The sequence below is a fragment of the Collinsella aerofaciens genome, assembly GCF_001405375.1.
Classification (GTDB): Bacteria; Actinomycetota; Coriobacteriia; order Coriobacteriales; family Coriobacteriaceae; genus Collinsella; species Collinsella aerofaciens_F.
In genome coordinates this window covers 60,073-75,384 of record NZ_CYYP01000010.1, presented here as the reverse complement: position 1 = coordinate 75,384, position 15,312 = coordinate 60,073, and the positions used below count along the sequence as shown (strand labels likewise).

Here is a 15,312-nt window from a genome sequence, read left to right as displayed (position 1 = left end):
GCCCGCCGTTGCGCGCCGCCATCTGCTCGGGCGACAGCCCCCGTCGCAGGCAGTCCCTGATGGCCTCCAGCCTGGCCGCCGCGGCGGGCTCGTCGGCGTCTATCCCGCGCCTGGACGAGACGAGGACCGAGTCGGCGCACAGCTGCGCGGCCCGGGCCTCGTAGAAGACGTGGGGGCGGCGCTTGCAGCCGATCGCGCGGTACCGGCCGCAGCCGTTGCAGCAGCGCGGCCACGCGGCCAGGCGCGGGCAGGCCGCCGACAGGTCGGCGGAGGCGTCCACGCGCTCGCCGCGCCTGGCCTTCGGCGCCGTCACGAACCTGTGCGACGCCACCTCGGCGCTCACCGTCGAGGGCGACCTGCCCAGCTCCCTCGCGATCTCCCTGCACGACGCCCTGCGCTCCAGCATCCTCTGGACCGTGTCCCGCTCGTGCCTCGTGAGCCTTCCGTAGGCCCTCGGGATCGCCCTTGCGGAGCCGCTCTTCTTCTTTCCGGACATGCCGTCCTCCGATCTCCCGGGGCCGGCCGGCCCGGCCCTCAGGGTATCGGGTTCCCACATTCATCCGCACATGTGCGGATGAATGTGGGAGGTGTTCGGATGAAGTCGATAATCAAGGCGGTGCTATGGACTGATTTGCTTTTGAGCGTCAGTAGTGTCCGGGCGTTGTGATAAAGTACAGTTCATCCCGAGGGACCAGATGTTTTCTCGGGGAGGACGCTTGTTGGCGAGCGTCTCTCATTCAACAATCAAAAGAGGTATTTCGGCGGATATGGCAGCCAGCCATGGTTGCTATCTATCCACTGTCGCATTGCGTCAGATGACGATGCGGCGATTTGCCGAAGGGAGCTCTACATGAGCGATACAGCCTCGATTTTCCAGTATCAACCACAGATTTTGCGCGAGACCTGCGAAGGCATTCAACGTCTTGACCTTCGCGATCAAATGCTTGCTAACCGCGAGGTCGAGCTTTGCGGTCCCGTGGATGCCGGCTCGTGTGCCGTGCTTATCCGTAGCCTTTTGCACCTGCAGCAAGAAGATGCTCAGGCCCCTATCCGGATGTTCATCAATAGCCCGGGCGGCGAGGTCCAGTCGGGCTTGGCGCTCTATGACGTCATGCAGGCTTTGAACTGCCCGGTTAATACGATTTGCTTGGGCATGGCGGCAAGCATGGCCGCCTTGATCTTTGTCTCCGGTGCTCGTCGGGAGATGCTTCCGCATAGTCGCATCATGATTCACGACCCGCTTATCGGCGGCGGCATTGGCGGAAGCGCGCTTTCCGTTAAAGCTCGTGCCGACGACCTCATGCGCATTCGCGACATCACCGGCGAGGTGCTTTCGCGTCATACCGGCATGCCGCTCGACCGCGTTTTCGAACTCACGGCGCAAGACACCTATTTCGAGGCCGAAGATGCCATCGAGGCGGGTCTTGCCGACGCCGTGATCGCTTCGTTTTAGTATCTCCTCCGCACGTTTTAACACCAAGCCACTGGAAAGGGGCATTATCATGAACAACGCAACTACCTTTACCTATGATGCTTCCGCCGCTAACCGCTCTGCGTATGCAGGTCAGCTTTTGCTTACCAAAAACCATACTGCCAGCACGGATTCGTGGGAGACCGGCCTTAACAACAATGTGCTCGTGCTTGGCTGCTCGGGCGGCGGCAAGACGAGGAACCATCTCAAGCCCAATCTCATGCAGTGCCAAGGCTCTTATGTGGTCTTGGATACCAAGGGCTCGCTTTACTATGAGATGGGGCCCTATCTGCGCTCTCGCGGATACAAGGTCGACCTGCTCGACTTTACTCGCGATGGAGAGGGGAGTGTGGGGTATGACCCGCTTTCGTACATTCGTTGGAGCTGGGGCCATCCCTGCACGCAGGACATCATCACCGTGGCAAGCGCCATCTGTTCGACAGACGAGATGGACAGCGACCCGTTTTGGGCTCGCGCTGCCGCCAACTACCTCGCAAGCTACATCGCCTATGTCTTGGAGGCGCTACCTGAAAAAGAGCGCAACATGGCCTCAGTTGTGCGCGTTTTCGAGCAGGCGGGAAGGGGACAGGAGAGCGAGCTTTTTGAGGACCTTGAGCACGACTGTCCGGAAAGCTATGCCGTCTCCCTTTTCTATCGTGCGAAGGCGACGGCGCGTGCCGAGAAGATGCATTCCAGCATCATGGGCATCATTGCGGCAAATATCCTTCCGTTTTCCCATGAAGGTGCCATGCGGAGCTATCAGCATGCCGAGCAAGTTGATTTTCGCAGCTTTGGCCGTGAGAAGCGCGCCCTCTTTGTGAAGATGGACGACCTCGACCATAGCCTTTCGGCAATGACGAGCCTGTTTATTCAGCAGGCATTTTCGGCACTTTGCGACATGGCCGATGAGTCTTGCGAGGGTCGTCTTTCCGTGCCCGTTCGCTTTATGTTGGATGATTTTTCCAATTTGCGCCTACCGGATTTTGATGACGTGCTCTCCGTTATCCGCAGCCGCGAAATCAGCTGCACCGTGATCTGCCAGACGGTAAGCCAGCTTGAAGCGCGTTATGGCGAGGCGGCCGCCAATTCCATCATCGGCAATTGCGACCGACAGATCGTCCTTGCGTTCCAGGACGAGCGGACGGCGCGCTATTTTTCCACGCGTGCGGGCAAGACTCCCACGACTCTGCTGGAGACTCCGCGTGGCAGCTGGTGGCTGTTTTGCCGCGGCGAGCGCGGTGTACTCGATGCCGCCTATCGACTCGAGAATCATCCATGCTATCAAGATCTTCTTGACGCTATTGCGCAAAGTGAGGCCGAGAGGATCAAGATTTCCGAGGAGGAGCTGGGCGAGTTTTTCTCCCGGGAAGACGCCATCCTTTTTGGCGATGGCGATGTGCCGGACGAGTGGGCATGGGAGTTGCCGGACGAAGGCACGCTGTGGGGCAGGCGCGCCGATGTCGCTTTTGCGGCTGTCATGATGCCGTAGGCGCGAACGGGGTTTGTGGCCCTGTTTCGCGCCTACGGTTTGTGCCGGCTGAGGCTCAGGCCTACTTTTGCAACCCTCGGGCGTATTCAAGAAAGCCGTGGATGCTGTAGTGATCGGCTCCGTCGGAGGCGCGGGTGGCCTCGTTGTCCGAATCAATGGTGCCCAGATATCTCTCGGGCACCTGCTGGCCGTGTTGGTCCACGATGACGGCGTACCAGTGGCCGCCCTCGAAGGCTGGTTTGCGCAGCTGGCAGGCCAGGGTTAGCTTCGATTCTCCGGAACGGTAGAATAGCGCGCTGCTGCGGATGGCGCGAAGGCGTGCGGCATCGATCCAAAAACAGATAAATGGCGATGTTTAGATTGCCGAGCATGGTCTGCTGATGGGGCCGTGCGAGCAAGACACGCTTGCTGAGCTCTCCCTTGCTACGCAAAGAAATATCAGGGCGCGCAATTCGGCAACAACGTCTTAAATGATCGGCGGCTTTTCTATCGTTTTCGAATGAGTGGCGGTTCCGCATACGTTTAGGGGGGGGGAACGCTCCAAAAATGAGCGAGTTTCCGCCACTCATCTTGAGAAATCGACTAAGTGCGTTCCTTCCTCATATCTTGAACAAGAGGCCTGCCCTTTGGAATTGTTCCAAAGGGCGGGCCATTCTCTTGTTGGTGCCGCAGACAAAATGGGGATACCATTGAAACCGCATTGAATAAAGACAGTAGGGATGAGCCGTTGGGCTTGCCCGCGCACAGGGAGGAAAGCCCATCCATGCTGGAGCTCAAGGACATCAGCAAGAAGTATGTCACCCAGTCGTTTACGCAGGTGGCGCTCGACAACGTGAGCTTGGCGTTTCGCGATAACGAGTTCGTGGCCATTCTGGGTCCCTCGGGTTCGGGTAAGACCACAATGCTCAACGTCGTCGGCGGCCTCGACCACTTTGACTCAGGCGATCTGCTCATCGATGGCATTTCGACCAAAGACTTCCACGATCGCGATTGGGACGCCTACCGCAACAACCGCATCGGCTTCGTCTTTCAAAGCTATAACCTCATTCCGCACCAGACCATCTTGGAAAACGTCGAGCTGGCGCTCACGCTCACGGGGGTGGGGCATGCCGAGCGCCGTCAGCGTGCGCGCGAGGCGTTGGAGAAAGTCGGCCTGGGCGAGCACGTGAACAAGCGTCCAAGCCAGCTTTCGGGCGGACAGATGCAGCGCGTGGCCATTGCCCGCGCCTTGATCAATGACCCTGAGATCGTCCTTGCTGACGAGCCGACCGGCGCCCTCGACTCAACAACATCCGTGCAGGTCATGGACCTGCTCAAAGAGGTCGCCCGCGACCGTCTGGTCATCATGGTCACGCACAACCCGGAGCTTGCGTACCAATATGCCACGCGCATCGTAAATCTTGCCGACGGCAAGATCACGCACGATTCCGACCCCTTTGACGTGGCTAAGGCACGGCGTCGCGAGGCAAAACCCACGCGCAAGACGTCCATGAGCTTCCTCACGGCGCTGGGGCTTTCGGCACGTAACCTCATGACCAAAAAGGGTCGCACCGCCATGACGGCCTTTGCGGGCTCGATTGGAATCATTGGCATCGCTGCGATCTTGGCGCTCTCGAACGGCGTGAACAATTACATCAAGAAGGTCGAAGAGGATACGCTTTCGAGCTACCCGCTCACGATCTCTCGTCAGGATTACGACCTTTCCGCCATGATGGATGGCCACGGCTCCGCCACCTCGAACGACGCCGACGCTCAAGATACCGAGAGCACGCCCAGGAAAACCGACAAGATCCCCGTGGTCACGGCTGTTAAAGATATGTTTGCAAGCGTCAAATCCAACGACATGACGAGCCTCAAAAAATGGCTGGATGGCGGTGGCGACGGCATCGACGAGGACGTCAACGCTGTCCAGTACAACTACGGTGTGACTCCTATCGTCTACCATGCGGGCACGGGTGACGAATCGCCTGTAAAGCTCGTGCCCAATGCCATGACTGCTGCGATGAGCGGCGGCGCCAGCTCGGCGGCTACGGCTAGCATGGGCTCTATGGGCACGGATGTCTTTAACGAGATGATCGACGACCAGCGTCTTCTCGATTCGCAATATGACGTTGTGGCGGGCCACTGGCCCACGTCTGCCAACGAGGCGGTGCTTGTGCTTTCGAGCCGTGGCACCGTGGGCGACTACACGCTCTACAGCATCGGTGCCCTGGACATCGACCAGCTCAACGACCTTGTTGCGAGCGCCATGTCGGCAGACGGCGAGGTGGAGACGCCAGATACCGATGTCGATTTCACCTACGAGGACGCACTTTCCACTACGTTCAAAATCCTCTCGCCCTCCGATGTCTATCGCAAGAATGCCGAAGCGGGCACTTGGACCGATATGTCTGATGACGCCAGCTTCATGGCGAGCAAGGTTGACTCTGGCATTGACCTGCGCATTGTTGGCGTGGTCAAGCCCAATGAGACGGCCAATTCCTCTGCGCTTAGCCCGGGTATCGCCTACACGCACGCTCTGACGCTCCAGCTTATGGACCGTGCTGCCAATTCTCAGATTGTCCAGGAGCAACTTGCGCATCCCGATACCGATGTCTTTACCGGCAAGACCTTCGACGAGCTGCAGGGCGAGGCCAAGCAGGGTGTGGACCTGGGCAGCATGTTCTCGGTCGACGAGGCCGCGCTCAAAAGCGCATTCTCTTTCGACACGTCCGCGCTCTCCGGTGCGGCCGCCGGCATGGATCTTTCCAATATCGACCTCTCCGGGCTCAACATCGATCTTTCCGGCATAGGCCAAAATATCGATTTCACCGGCATCATGGCCAAGGCACCCGCACCCGACCTCTCGGGCATCTTTGATGGCCTGGAGCTCACGCCCGAGCAAATGGAGCAGGCGGGTACTATCGCCAATCAGCTCTTTACGGGCTTTATGCAATCGGAGCAATTCCGTGTCCTCTCGCCCGACGATCTTAAAGACGCATCGAAACTCGCGGGTGCATTCACGGCTTATCTTGAGCAGGACACGACGGCACAGCAATACCTCGCTCAGCTCAAGGCGCTGGGCGGGGATGCTTTGGCCGAGCGCTTACAGCAAGCAATGACCGATTACGTGCAAAGCCAGCTTGCGCCTTATTTCCAGCAAGCCATGGGGCAGATTATGCAAGAGATAAGCGACGAGATTGCGGCCACGGTTTCGTCCCAGCTCAAAGTCGGGGCTGCGGGCCTTATGGACCAGATGGCGACGCAGATGTCGTCCAACATCCCCAATCTGGCAAACGCCTTCCATGTAGACGCCGCCGCGTTCGCAAACGCCATCCACTTCAATATGGATGCCGAGGACTTGAGCTCCTTGATGATGAACTACGCTAAGGCCTCGAAGCTCACCTATGACAATAACCTCACCACGTTGGGGTACGCCGACGAGGACAATCCCATCTCCATCAAGATCTTTCCGCGCGACTTTGAGGCGAAGGAGCGCGTGCTCGCGCATATCGACGATTACAACGAGCGGGCAAAGGCCGCGGGTCACGAGGACCAGGTAATTTCCTACACCGACTACATGGGCATCATCATGGGCTCGGTGACCGATATCGTGAACACTATCAGCTTGGTGCTCATCGCTTTTGTGAGCATCAGCTTGGTGGTGAGCTCCATCATGATCGGCATCATCACGTATATCAGCGTGCTCGAGCGCAAAAAGGAGATTGGCATTCTGCGCGCCATTGGCGCGTCAAAGCGTAACGTGGCCAACGTGTTCAATGCCGAGACCTTTATCGAAGGTCTTATCGCTGGCGTTTTTGCCATTGTCGTCGTGGTGCTCGTGAGCTTCCCGGTCAATGCCTGGGCGCTTGCGGCCAAACAGGTCCCCAACCTGATGAGCCTGCCCGTGCAGGATGCGCTGGTGCTCATCGCGATTTCGGTGCTGCTGACGGTTGTTGCCGGCCTGCTGCCTGCCCGCAGCGCATCCAAGAAGGACCCCGTCGAAGCCCTGCGCTCCGAATAATGTGACAAGGGGACAGTCCCTTTGTCACATTGAGACCCTTGCGAAATCGGGGTCTAATTACCGTTCGGCAGGTTAAGAACTCCCTCTCCCCGCTTAATGCTTGACGAAGAGTCCTCTGGTTTATATACCTATCGGTAGGCATATAGGATGTATTGCCGATAGAAATGGAGCAACCATGACTCTCGCCACACCAGCCAAAAAAGATTGTCTCCGTGAAAGCGGCGCATTTGCTTGGGTCGTCGTTATTGCGCTCGGCTTAATGTCCGCCGGAACAACTGGCACATATAGCATTATTGCCGGCTCATTCGTTGCTCCAGTATGTGAAGATCTGGGCTTTGACTACACTTCTTTTTCTTTCTATTTCACCGCGATTCTTCTTGGCCTTGCGCTTGGGCTTCCGCTTTTGAGTCGCTTCATTCCAAAAGTAATCGGCAAACCATGGCATATTTGCATTGAACTCGTCCTTATTGCCGCCGGCGCCGCAATGGCGTTCTACACCGAGGTCTGGATGTTCACCGTCTCCGCCGCAGTGATCGGCATCTGCTTTTCGTTTACAACGGGCGTCTGCATGTCCGATGTCATTGACCAATGGTTCAGCAAATCGTCCGGTCTCGCCATCGGCCTCGCTTGGGGCGTTAATTCTCTCTGCACGCTGTTATTGAGTCCTGTCATTACGCTGGTCATCGAGCAGCAAGGCTGGCGTACGGGATACATCGTGCTTGCGGCCGTTTCTGCAGCTATGATTTTGCCTGCAAGCGCATTTATCATTCGCCTTAACCCCTCTGATCGCAATATGCTTCCGTACGGAGAGACCGCCTCCGAAACCCATGAGAGCTGCAGCGCCGATGAGCAGGAAGATGTCCTTTCGGGCATGGCACTCCGCGATGCCGCGAAAACGCCGTCTTTTATTCTCTGTGTCCTCTTGCTTTGCGTGGCGCAGCTCACCTGCTGCATGAACCAGCTGTTTCCAACCTATGCAAGCGAGGTCGGTTTCAATCCTATCGTAGGAAGCTTAATGGTCTCGGCAGCTTCACTCTCCGATATCTTCCTAAATCCCTTCGTGGGCAAAACATGCGACAAGCTTGGCGCTATTAAAGCAACGGTCGCATGGACAGGTGTCAGCATTCTTTCATTCCTGCTTCTTATCATTGGCGGAAGCAATGAGACCGTTTCCATCATTGCAGCTGGTGTAAACGATGTCATGTTCGCCATCGTTGGAACCGCAATGCCGATGCTTCTACTCTCGCTCTTTGGATCACGCGATTTTGGAAGGATCTATTCGATCGTTTGCTCAGCGGGCTATGTCGTCGGTGCTTTTGGAATGCCGGTCATGATGAAGGTTTACGGCATGGCGGGGTCATTCCAGGGAGTATTTATCTTCTGCATTGCCTGCAACCTTATGATTGCTGCGTTTGCTATCGTTTCCGGCTTTCTCAATAAGGCTGCTGAAAAGTAATAAGCGCCGATTTGCATCGGCATAGATTGCCACGCAACAGGGGTCGACTCCAAGCCAGACTGGAGTCGACCCCTGTTTTCGTTTTAAAGGTTGCCCGCAGGCACCATGGGTGCCAACATGCGCTTCAGCTTGGCTGGTTTATTTGAACATAAGCTCGACTATTCCCGCCCAAACCGCTTTTTCATCAATATCCTCACCTTGAGCGACCGTATTGCTTGCTCCCTCCAGAACGGTATAAAGAATTTGTACGTAGAGCATCACGTCGGCACTATCGGAAAACGCGCCAATCTCTACACCATGAAGAAGAATGTCTTTAAGCGCATCCATGGTTCGTTTGGTCGCCGTCGCTTGACGTTCCTGAACTGCAGGAATTCGATTTGCTTGAACGCTAACCTCGGCCAGCACGCGCCGGCGCTTTTCATCGCTTCGATAGCCACCTATAACTGAATTGCCGAGCTCGATAAGCGCGGCCTTGAACCCGTCCCTATCGACTATTAGCGAGTAGTCGCGCTGATAGTCAATGGTCGGAAACATGCTGTCCAAGAGCGTAGTGAAAATCTCCTCTTTTGAGGGAAAGTAGTAGTACACCGACGGCTTGGATATACCGACAAAGTCGCAAATCTTTCCGATAGACGCTTTGTCATAACCGACTTCTGCCACAAGATCGTACATTGCGTCCAATATTTTTTTTCTTGTGCTCACGCTGCATTTCTCCATTGCAAATCACTTCCGCACTACCAACATTATTAAGGATGGCAACGGAACATCAATTCGTGTCCAAACATGACCACTATATACGGCGAACGGTATGTATCAGTAGGCGAGCGGCAATTATTCAAAATTATCTACCGAACGGTAGGTATAGTAGTACTATAGCAGGTGAAACCCCGCTATTGTCGCGGCCGGACAGCATCGCGGGAAACCCGACGGAAGGACCAACCATGTACGAGAACTATCGTATGCCGGGCGAGTTCGAGAAGCGCTCCAACGTCTATGTGACATGGCTTCCCGATTACATCCGTGCAGAGGGCTACGATAACCGCCAGCCCTGCGTTGACGTGATCAAGGCTCTGCTCGAGTATGGCGACGTTACGGTCAACCTCAATTGCGGCACCCCCGGCTCCTATGAGGAGGCTTGCTCGCGCCTGAAGGAGGAGGGGGTTGATCTCGATCGCATCGAGATCACGCAGTTCGAAGACTCCAACTTCTATGTCCGCGACAACGGTCCCAGCATCATGGTCGACGACAAGGGCCATTCTTATATGGTCAACCCCACTTGGACCTATTACGGCGTGTGGGACAAGAACTCCCCGGAGTGCCAGTCCGCACGTAAGGCAGCCGTTCACATGGCGGTTGCGCTCGGTTGCTTCGATATCGTCAATTCCGAAATGGTTTCGGAGGGCGGCGACCGCGAGTTTGACGGTCACGGCACTCTGATCGCCATCGAGGACACGGAATGCCGCAAGCGTAATCCCGAGTTCACGAAAGAGGAAGTAGAGGCCGAGTATAAGCGCATCTACAACCTCAACAAGGTTATCTGGCTTCCGCAGCCTATGCTCGAGGACGACGACTATCGACTGGGCATCCTCGACGAGAAGGAAGACGGAACTCCCGTCTTTGGCATGAGCTTTGCAGCTCACATTGATGAGATGTGTCGCTTTATCACTCCGAACAAGATTCTTCTTGCCGAGGTGTCCGATGAAGAGGCAGCCTCGAGCAAGGCTGGGGCAGAGTCTCGTCGCCGCATTGAGGCAGCCTACGAGATCCTGAGCAACGAAACGGACTGGGAGGGCAAGCCCTTCGAGATCGTTCGTATGCCCACCGCCGAGCCTATTGAAGTCGTTATCGCCCCTGGCGATGAAGATTACGAGCTCTATAAGGGCTTCATCGACGAAATGGGCGGCAAGTTTATGGATGGCACCCCCTGGCCCGAGGGCCCCGTCCACTTCTACGCCGCAGCGAGCTACTGCAACTTCCTGATTTGCAACGGCGTCGTTCTTGGCCAGCGTTATTACCACGAGGGCATGAGCGAGGTCGTGAAAGAGAAGGATGGGCAGGCCAAGGCAGTTCTTGAGAGCTGCTTCCCCGATCGCAAGGTCATCATGATTGATTCCCTCGCGCTTAACCTGTCCGGCGGCGGCGTGCACTGCTGGACTAAGGACGTGGCGGCCAGTCGTTAGTGAGCCTTAGAGCCTGCGCTCTTTGGCTTAGGCGCCACATGTACCGCTCCCCGAGGGATATCCGTGTTTTCCTCGGGGACACATTCAACAATAATTTTGATAATAATTCGAAAGGAAATAGGCATGAACAACAGCCTCCGCGGTCGCGACTACATCAACATCCATGATCTCTCCTCCGAGGATTTCCGCTATCTCATCGATCTTGCCTGGAACCTTAAGGCTCAGAAGATGTCTGGTGTCGACCAGCGCTACTTCCCCGGCAAAAACGTCCTAGCCAACTTTGAGTGGGGCTCGACCCGTACTCGTTGCGCATTCGAGACCTCCTGCAATGATTTGGGCATGGGCTTTACTTATCTGACCAACTCCCACATGGGTGACTGCGAGACCGTCAAGGATGCCATGCGCGTCTTTAACGGCATGTACGATCTCATCGTCTACCGCGCACAGAAGGACGAGCAGTTCCTCTATGACGTCGCCGACCTGGTTGACATCCCGGTCATCAATGCCCTTACTCTCGGCGATCACCCGACTCAGATGCTCGCTGACGCTCTTACGATGGAAGAGCAATGGGGCGGTCTGCGTACGAGCCGCGGCAAGAAGATGGCTTTCGTTGGCAACTGCGCCGGCGCCCCGGTGTGGTATGGCCGTCTGTGCGCTATGCTCGACATGGACTTCCTCGCCATCGGCCCCGACGACCTCCGTCATCAGATGTGCAAGGAAATGATCGAAGAGGTGGAGGCCTGCTACGCCAAGTACGCTCCCAATAGGACCTTTACCATCACCTCTGACCTCGATGCCCTGGATGGCGTTGACGTTATCGTTACCGAGGAGTGGCGCTACATCAACCCCGAGTGCGGCGAAGAGGTTCTGGATCCCGACGACTACAACTCCTGGCTGGGCGATGCCGAGTCTCTGTACCCCTATCGCGTCACCAGCGAGCTGTGCAAGCGCACCAACAATCCCGACATCTTCTGCATGCATGAGCTTCCCTCTGTCCACAACGCGGATCACCGTGTTGGCAAGATGCTCCTCGACCAGTGCAAGAACGACCTTCATCGCGAGATCATCACCGAGGGTTTCGAGATTGCCGACGAGTGCTTTGAGGCCAACGCTTCGGTCATCTTCCGTGAGGCAGAGAACCGTCAGCACACCATCAAGGCCGTTATGTGTGCCCTTCTGGGTCTCTAGGAGCTGCATCAATGGAAAATGCAAAGTTAAAGAGCAGCAAGGTTTACGCATGGGTTCTCGTAATCGCGCTCGGCCTTATGTCTGCCGGCACGACCGGATCCTATAGCGTAATCGCGGGCTCCTTCGTCGCACCCGTGTGCGAGGAGTTCGGGTTTGACTATTCCATCTTCTCGTATTACTTCACCGCAACGCTCATTGGTCTTGCGGCAGCTCTTCCGTTTGTCGGAAAACTCATTCCCAAGGTCGTTGGCAAGGTTTGGCTCCCCGTTGTCGAGCTTATTTTGCTCGCTGCCGGCGCAGGCATGGCCTTCTACACCGAAGTCTGGATGTTCATCGCCGCTGGCGCCCTGATTGGCGTTTGCTTCGCCTTCACCACCGGCGTCGCTATGTCCGACGTTATTGACCAGTGGTTCAAAAAATCTGGTGGCCTGGCAATCGGTCTCGCTTGGGCAGTGAACTCGATTTACATGCTCATCATGAGTCCCGTCATCACCTCTGTCATCGAGGCCGCTGGCTGGAGAACTGGTTATCTGGTGCTCGCCGGTGTTTCCGCAGTGCTCATTCTCCCAGCTTCCATTCTGATCATCCGCTACAAGCCTCAGGACAAGGGCATGCTGCCCTATGGCTACGTCGAGGGCGAGACGGTCGCCGAGACCGAGGAGACGACCGAGGATAGCACGCGTGGCGTTAGCTATGCGCGCGCCATTAAGTCGCCTGCCTTCTTCTTCTGCATCGGCTTCCTCTGTCTCGTTCAGCTCACTTGCTGCATGAACCAGCTCTTCCCGACGTATGCTTCCGAGGTTGGTTTTAGCCCCATGGTGGGCGGCTTCATGGTATCCGCTGCATCGCTCTTCGATCTGTTCCTCAATCCGATCGTCGGCACCACTTGCGATAGGTTCGGCAGCACGAAGGCCATTCTGGGCTGGCTCGCTGTCTCCATCCTCTCCTTTGTCATGCTCATGATGAGCAGCGGCAACTCGACGCTCAGCATCCTCGCAGCAGGCGTGAACGACGTAATGTACGTCATCGCTGGCACTGCCCTGACCGTTTTGGTTATGGATGTCTTTGGCTCCCGCGATTTCGGTCGCATCTTCGCGCTGATCTGCTCCGTGGGCTATATCGTCGGCGCCTTTGGCATGCCCGTTATGATGAAGGTCTATGAGCTTGTCGGCTCCTTCCAGGGCGTCTTCATCTTCTGCATCGCATGCAACGTTATTATCGGCCTGTTCTTGCTGCTGGCAAAAAAGACTGGTAAGAACCTCTCTTGGGACGAATAGTTCGATTCGTCTTAGACATACGCTGTAGGGCTTAACCTGCAGCCGCTTTGGGGCATCGACTAACATCGGTGCCCTTTTTCATCGAATGTGACAAAGGAGCAGCCACTTTGTCACATTGAGTGGCATGTAAATCGAGGTCTAATACTTTTCCGAGAAGTGAACGGCCATACTTGGGCCTCCGAAGCATCGACATTTTTAGACGTCAAACCCGCAGGAAATTGCATCTCGAAAGTGCCGATGCTTCGGGGGCCCGTTTTCACTCGTTCACTTCTCGGGAAAAGTATTAGACCTCGTTGTATGGGGTGCGGCTGGAGGGTGGTCATCGTTCAGTAGCTACCTCTTCCTTGTGAATCGCCTGAAGCGCAAGGCATAATGCATGTGACAAAGGGACGGCCCCTTTGTTGTGTTGATATGAGAGAAGAGTAGATGATCCTTTCGCTGGCCCCCATGGAGGGAATTACCGGGCATGTGTTCCGTCGCGTGCATGCGGAGTGCTTCGGTGCGCTCGATTGTTATTACACGCCGTTTTTGCCGCCGCCGCGGGTGGGAAACCGCTTTGGCGGCAAGGCGTTTAAGGAGATCGATCCTGCCAATAACCAGGGGCTCAACGTAGTGCCTCAGCTGATGTCCAAGAACGCGGACGAGTTTGTGTGGGCGGCACAGGTGCTCGCCGACATGGGCTATCGCGAGGTCAATCTCAACCTGGGGTGCCCCTCGGGGACGGTTGTTGCCAAGGGCAAGGGCTCGGGTTTCTTGCGTAACTTGGACGAGCTCGAAGTGTTCTTGCGTGATGTGTGCGAGCGCTCGCCGTTGCCGGTGTCGGTAAAAACCAGGCTGGGGCTGGAGAGCGACAACGAATACGAGCGCGTACTCTATCTGTATTGCCGCATGCCGTTGGCAGAGCTCATTGTGCATCCGCGCGTGCAAAAGGACCGCTATACGGGTTCGCCGCGCAAAGAGTTTTATGGCGAGACGCTGGAGCGTGCGCCGTTCCCCGTGGCCTATAACGGCGACATTTTCGATCTTGAGGATATGGACGCACTGGTGGAGGCCTATCCCGGGACACGCCATGTGATGCTGGGGCGTGGCTTGCTTGCGAACCCCGCGCTGGCTCGCATGGTCAAGGGCGGCCCCGCTGCAACGGCTGCTGAGCTGCAGCGTTTCCACGATACGCTGTTTGCGGCCTATGCAGAAGAGATTGGCGGTAATGCGGTTTTTCGTATGAAGGAGTGGTGGTTCTACGCCAAGTGCGCTTTCGCCGACCCCGCTACCGTTCACAAACTCGTACGTAAGACCAAAAAGGTCGACGAATACCGCGCCGCCGTCGAGCGCGTCTTTCGCGAGCAGCCACTCGCACCCATAGCTCGCTTCCGCGGCTAGTTAGACATCGGGGACGTTCTTTAGCGACAAGTCATTTAAGAACGTCCCCGATGACTACCCGCAAAAGCTGTAAACCAGCATCCAAAGATGTCGAAAAATGTCGACTTTGGATGCTGGCGTACATGTTTTGGTTCGGCGGGTAACTAGGCAATCATTGCATCGAGCGTGATGAGCTCCCTGAGTCGCTCCGTGCGTGTTTGCCCATGGCGCTTTGCTTTTGCGTCAAACGCATCAAGAACCGACTCACCCACACGTGCCGACAAAACAACGCTTGGCTCATCGGAGATCGACGGCCTTCCCAGCTTGATGGTGTGGCCTTTCGGCCATTCATCTTTCTCGTATGCCTCTGTGGCTTTCTCAAGCTCTCCAGGGGCAAATCCCATCATTTTTTCAAGCTGCTCAACATTCATAGCGCCTCCTATCGATCGACATAATGTCGAGCGCTGGTTCTCGGATTCCCTTTTTTGTATACAGTTTTGTAGACAAAAATACAAGCAGTTTATCAGGCTAATTAGCTTGTTTCGATCCGCCTGCTCGATAGAAAATGAGCATTGACGGCTTCGATACTCCTTTGCTTTTCAGCTTGGAATTTGGATGCTCGTTGAACTTCCGGAGGGGAGCGTTTTATTAAGCTATCGAGATTCTGGGCAGGAGCTCTCACCGGTCTTCGATAGTGGGACAAGCTTAATTCGCGACACAGTGTGTCACGAATTGGAATAGTCGTTGGGTGTCCTTCAATGGCTAGTCATACAAGAACGTCCAAGTGTCGGATTTTGTCATTTAGTGTCGTTCTCAGCGACTATTCTGGAGGGTCGTGGTCAAAAAAGGGCAAATATGAGTACTGTTGCCATTATGGTTGCATTTATTT

At 56.0% G+C, this 15,312-nt stretch carries 12 protein-coding genes; 9 read left to right on the top strand and 3 right to left on the bottom strand.

All coding sequences use genetic code 11. The annotated features are described in order from the left end of the window. On the bottom strand, nucleotides 1–496 hold a 496-nt coding region (locus ARB25_RS06365), incomplete at its 3' end, for a helix-turn-helix domain-containing protein (protein WP_156327701.1). A gap of 354 nt (nucleotides 497–850) precedes the next feature. Between ARB25_RS06365 and ARB25_RS06360 the strand changes: the two genes are divergently transcribed. The 5 genes from ARB25_RS06360 (at nucleotide 851) to ARB25_RS06345 (ending at nucleotide 8,419) form a co-directional block, all read left to right on the top strand. Further along, nucleotides 851–1,453, top strand: coding sequence for a ClpP family protease (locus ARB25_RS06360; RefSeq protein WP_022386504.1), 603 nt, complete (start codon nucleotides 851–853; stop codon nucleotides 1,451–1,453). Between the two features lie 49 nt (nucleotides 1,454–1,502). Continuing rightward, a complete protein-coding gene (locus ARB25_RS06355) occupies nucleotides 1,503–2,960 on the top strand; it encodes a VirD4-like conjugal transfer protein, CD1115 family (protein WP_055286717.1) in 1,458 nt (485 codons plus the stop codon). A 97-nt stretch (nucleotides 2,961–3,057) separates the two neighbouring features. Next, nucleotides 3,058–3,225 (top strand): hypothetical protein, encoded by a 168-nt coding sequence (locus ARB25_RS10025; protein ID WP_156327698.1) that lies wholly within the window; start codon nucleotides 3,058–3,060, stop codon nucleotides 3,223–3,225. A gap of 498 nt (nucleotides 3,226–3,723) precedes the next feature. Then, the gene (locus ARB25_RS06350) at nucleotides 3,724–6,963 is read left to right on the top strand and encodes an ABC transporter ATP-binding protein/permease (protein WP_055286715.1); all 3,240 of its coding nucleotides are present in this window, start codon (nucleotides 3,724–3,726) and stop codon (nucleotides 6,961–6,963) included. 175 nt (nucleotides 6,964–7,138) lie between these two features. Continuing rightward, on the top strand, nucleotides 7,139–8,419 hold the full coding sequence (locus ARB25_RS06345; protein WP_055286714.1) for an MFS transporter: 1,281 nt from the start codon (nucleotides 7,139–7,141) through the stop codon (nucleotides 8,417–8,419). A gap of 138 nt (nucleotides 8,420–8,557) precedes the next feature. On the opposite strand, the gene ARB25_RS06340 is transcribed toward ARB25_RS06345, so the two are convergent. Next, nucleotides 8,558–9,091 carry a TetR/AcrR family transcriptional regulator gene (locus ARB25_RS06340; RefSeq protein ID WP_161162250.1) on the bottom strand — a complete coding sequence of 178 codons (534 nt, stop codon included), beginning with the start codon at nucleotides 9,089–9,091 and terminating at the stop codon, nucleotides 8,558–8,560. A gap of 269 nt (nucleotides 9,092–9,360) precedes the next feature. On the opposite strand from ARB25_RS06340, the gene ARB25_RS06335 reads away from it, so the two are divergent. From ARB25_RS06335 to ARB25_RS06320, 4 genes are all read left to right on the top strand, one after another. Beyond that, a complete protein-coding gene (locus ARB25_RS06335) occupies nucleotides 9,361–10,599 on the top strand; it encodes an agmatine deiminase family protein (RefSeq protein ID WP_055286712.1) in 1,239 nt (412 codons plus the stop codon). Nucleotides 10,600–10,722: 123 nt separating this feature from the next. Beyond that, nucleotides 10,723–11,787, top strand: coding sequence for an ornithine carbamoyltransferase (locus ARB25_RS06330; RefSeq protein ID WP_055286709.1), 1,065 nt, complete (start codon nucleotides 10,723–10,725; stop codon nucleotides 11,785–11,787). 11 nt (nucleotides 11,788–11,798) lie between these two features. Next, the gene (locus tag ARB25_RS06325; RefSeq protein WP_055286707.1) at nucleotides 11,799–13,064 is read left to right on the top strand and encodes an MFS transporter; all 1,266 of its coding nucleotides are present in this window, start codon (nucleotides 11,799–11,801) and stop codon (nucleotides 13,062–13,064) included. A 426-nt stretch (nucleotides 13,065–13,490) separates the two neighbouring features. Further along, nucleotides 13,491–14,444, top strand: coding sequence for a tRNA dihydrouridine synthase (locus tag ARB25_RS06320; RefSeq protein ID WP_055286706.1), 954 nt, complete (start codon nucleotides 13,491–13,493; stop codon nucleotides 14,442–14,444). Nucleotides 14,445–14,587: 143 nt separating this feature from the next. Here ARB25_RS06320 and ARB25_RS06315 read toward each other — a convergent pair whose 3' ends face one another. Then, entirely contained in the window at nucleotides 14,588–14,854 is a 267-nt protein-coding gene (locus ARB25_RS06315; RefSeq protein ID WP_055286704.1) for a ribbon-helix-helix protein, CopG family, read from the bottom strand. Nucleotides 14,855–15,312 lie beyond the last annotated feature (458 nt).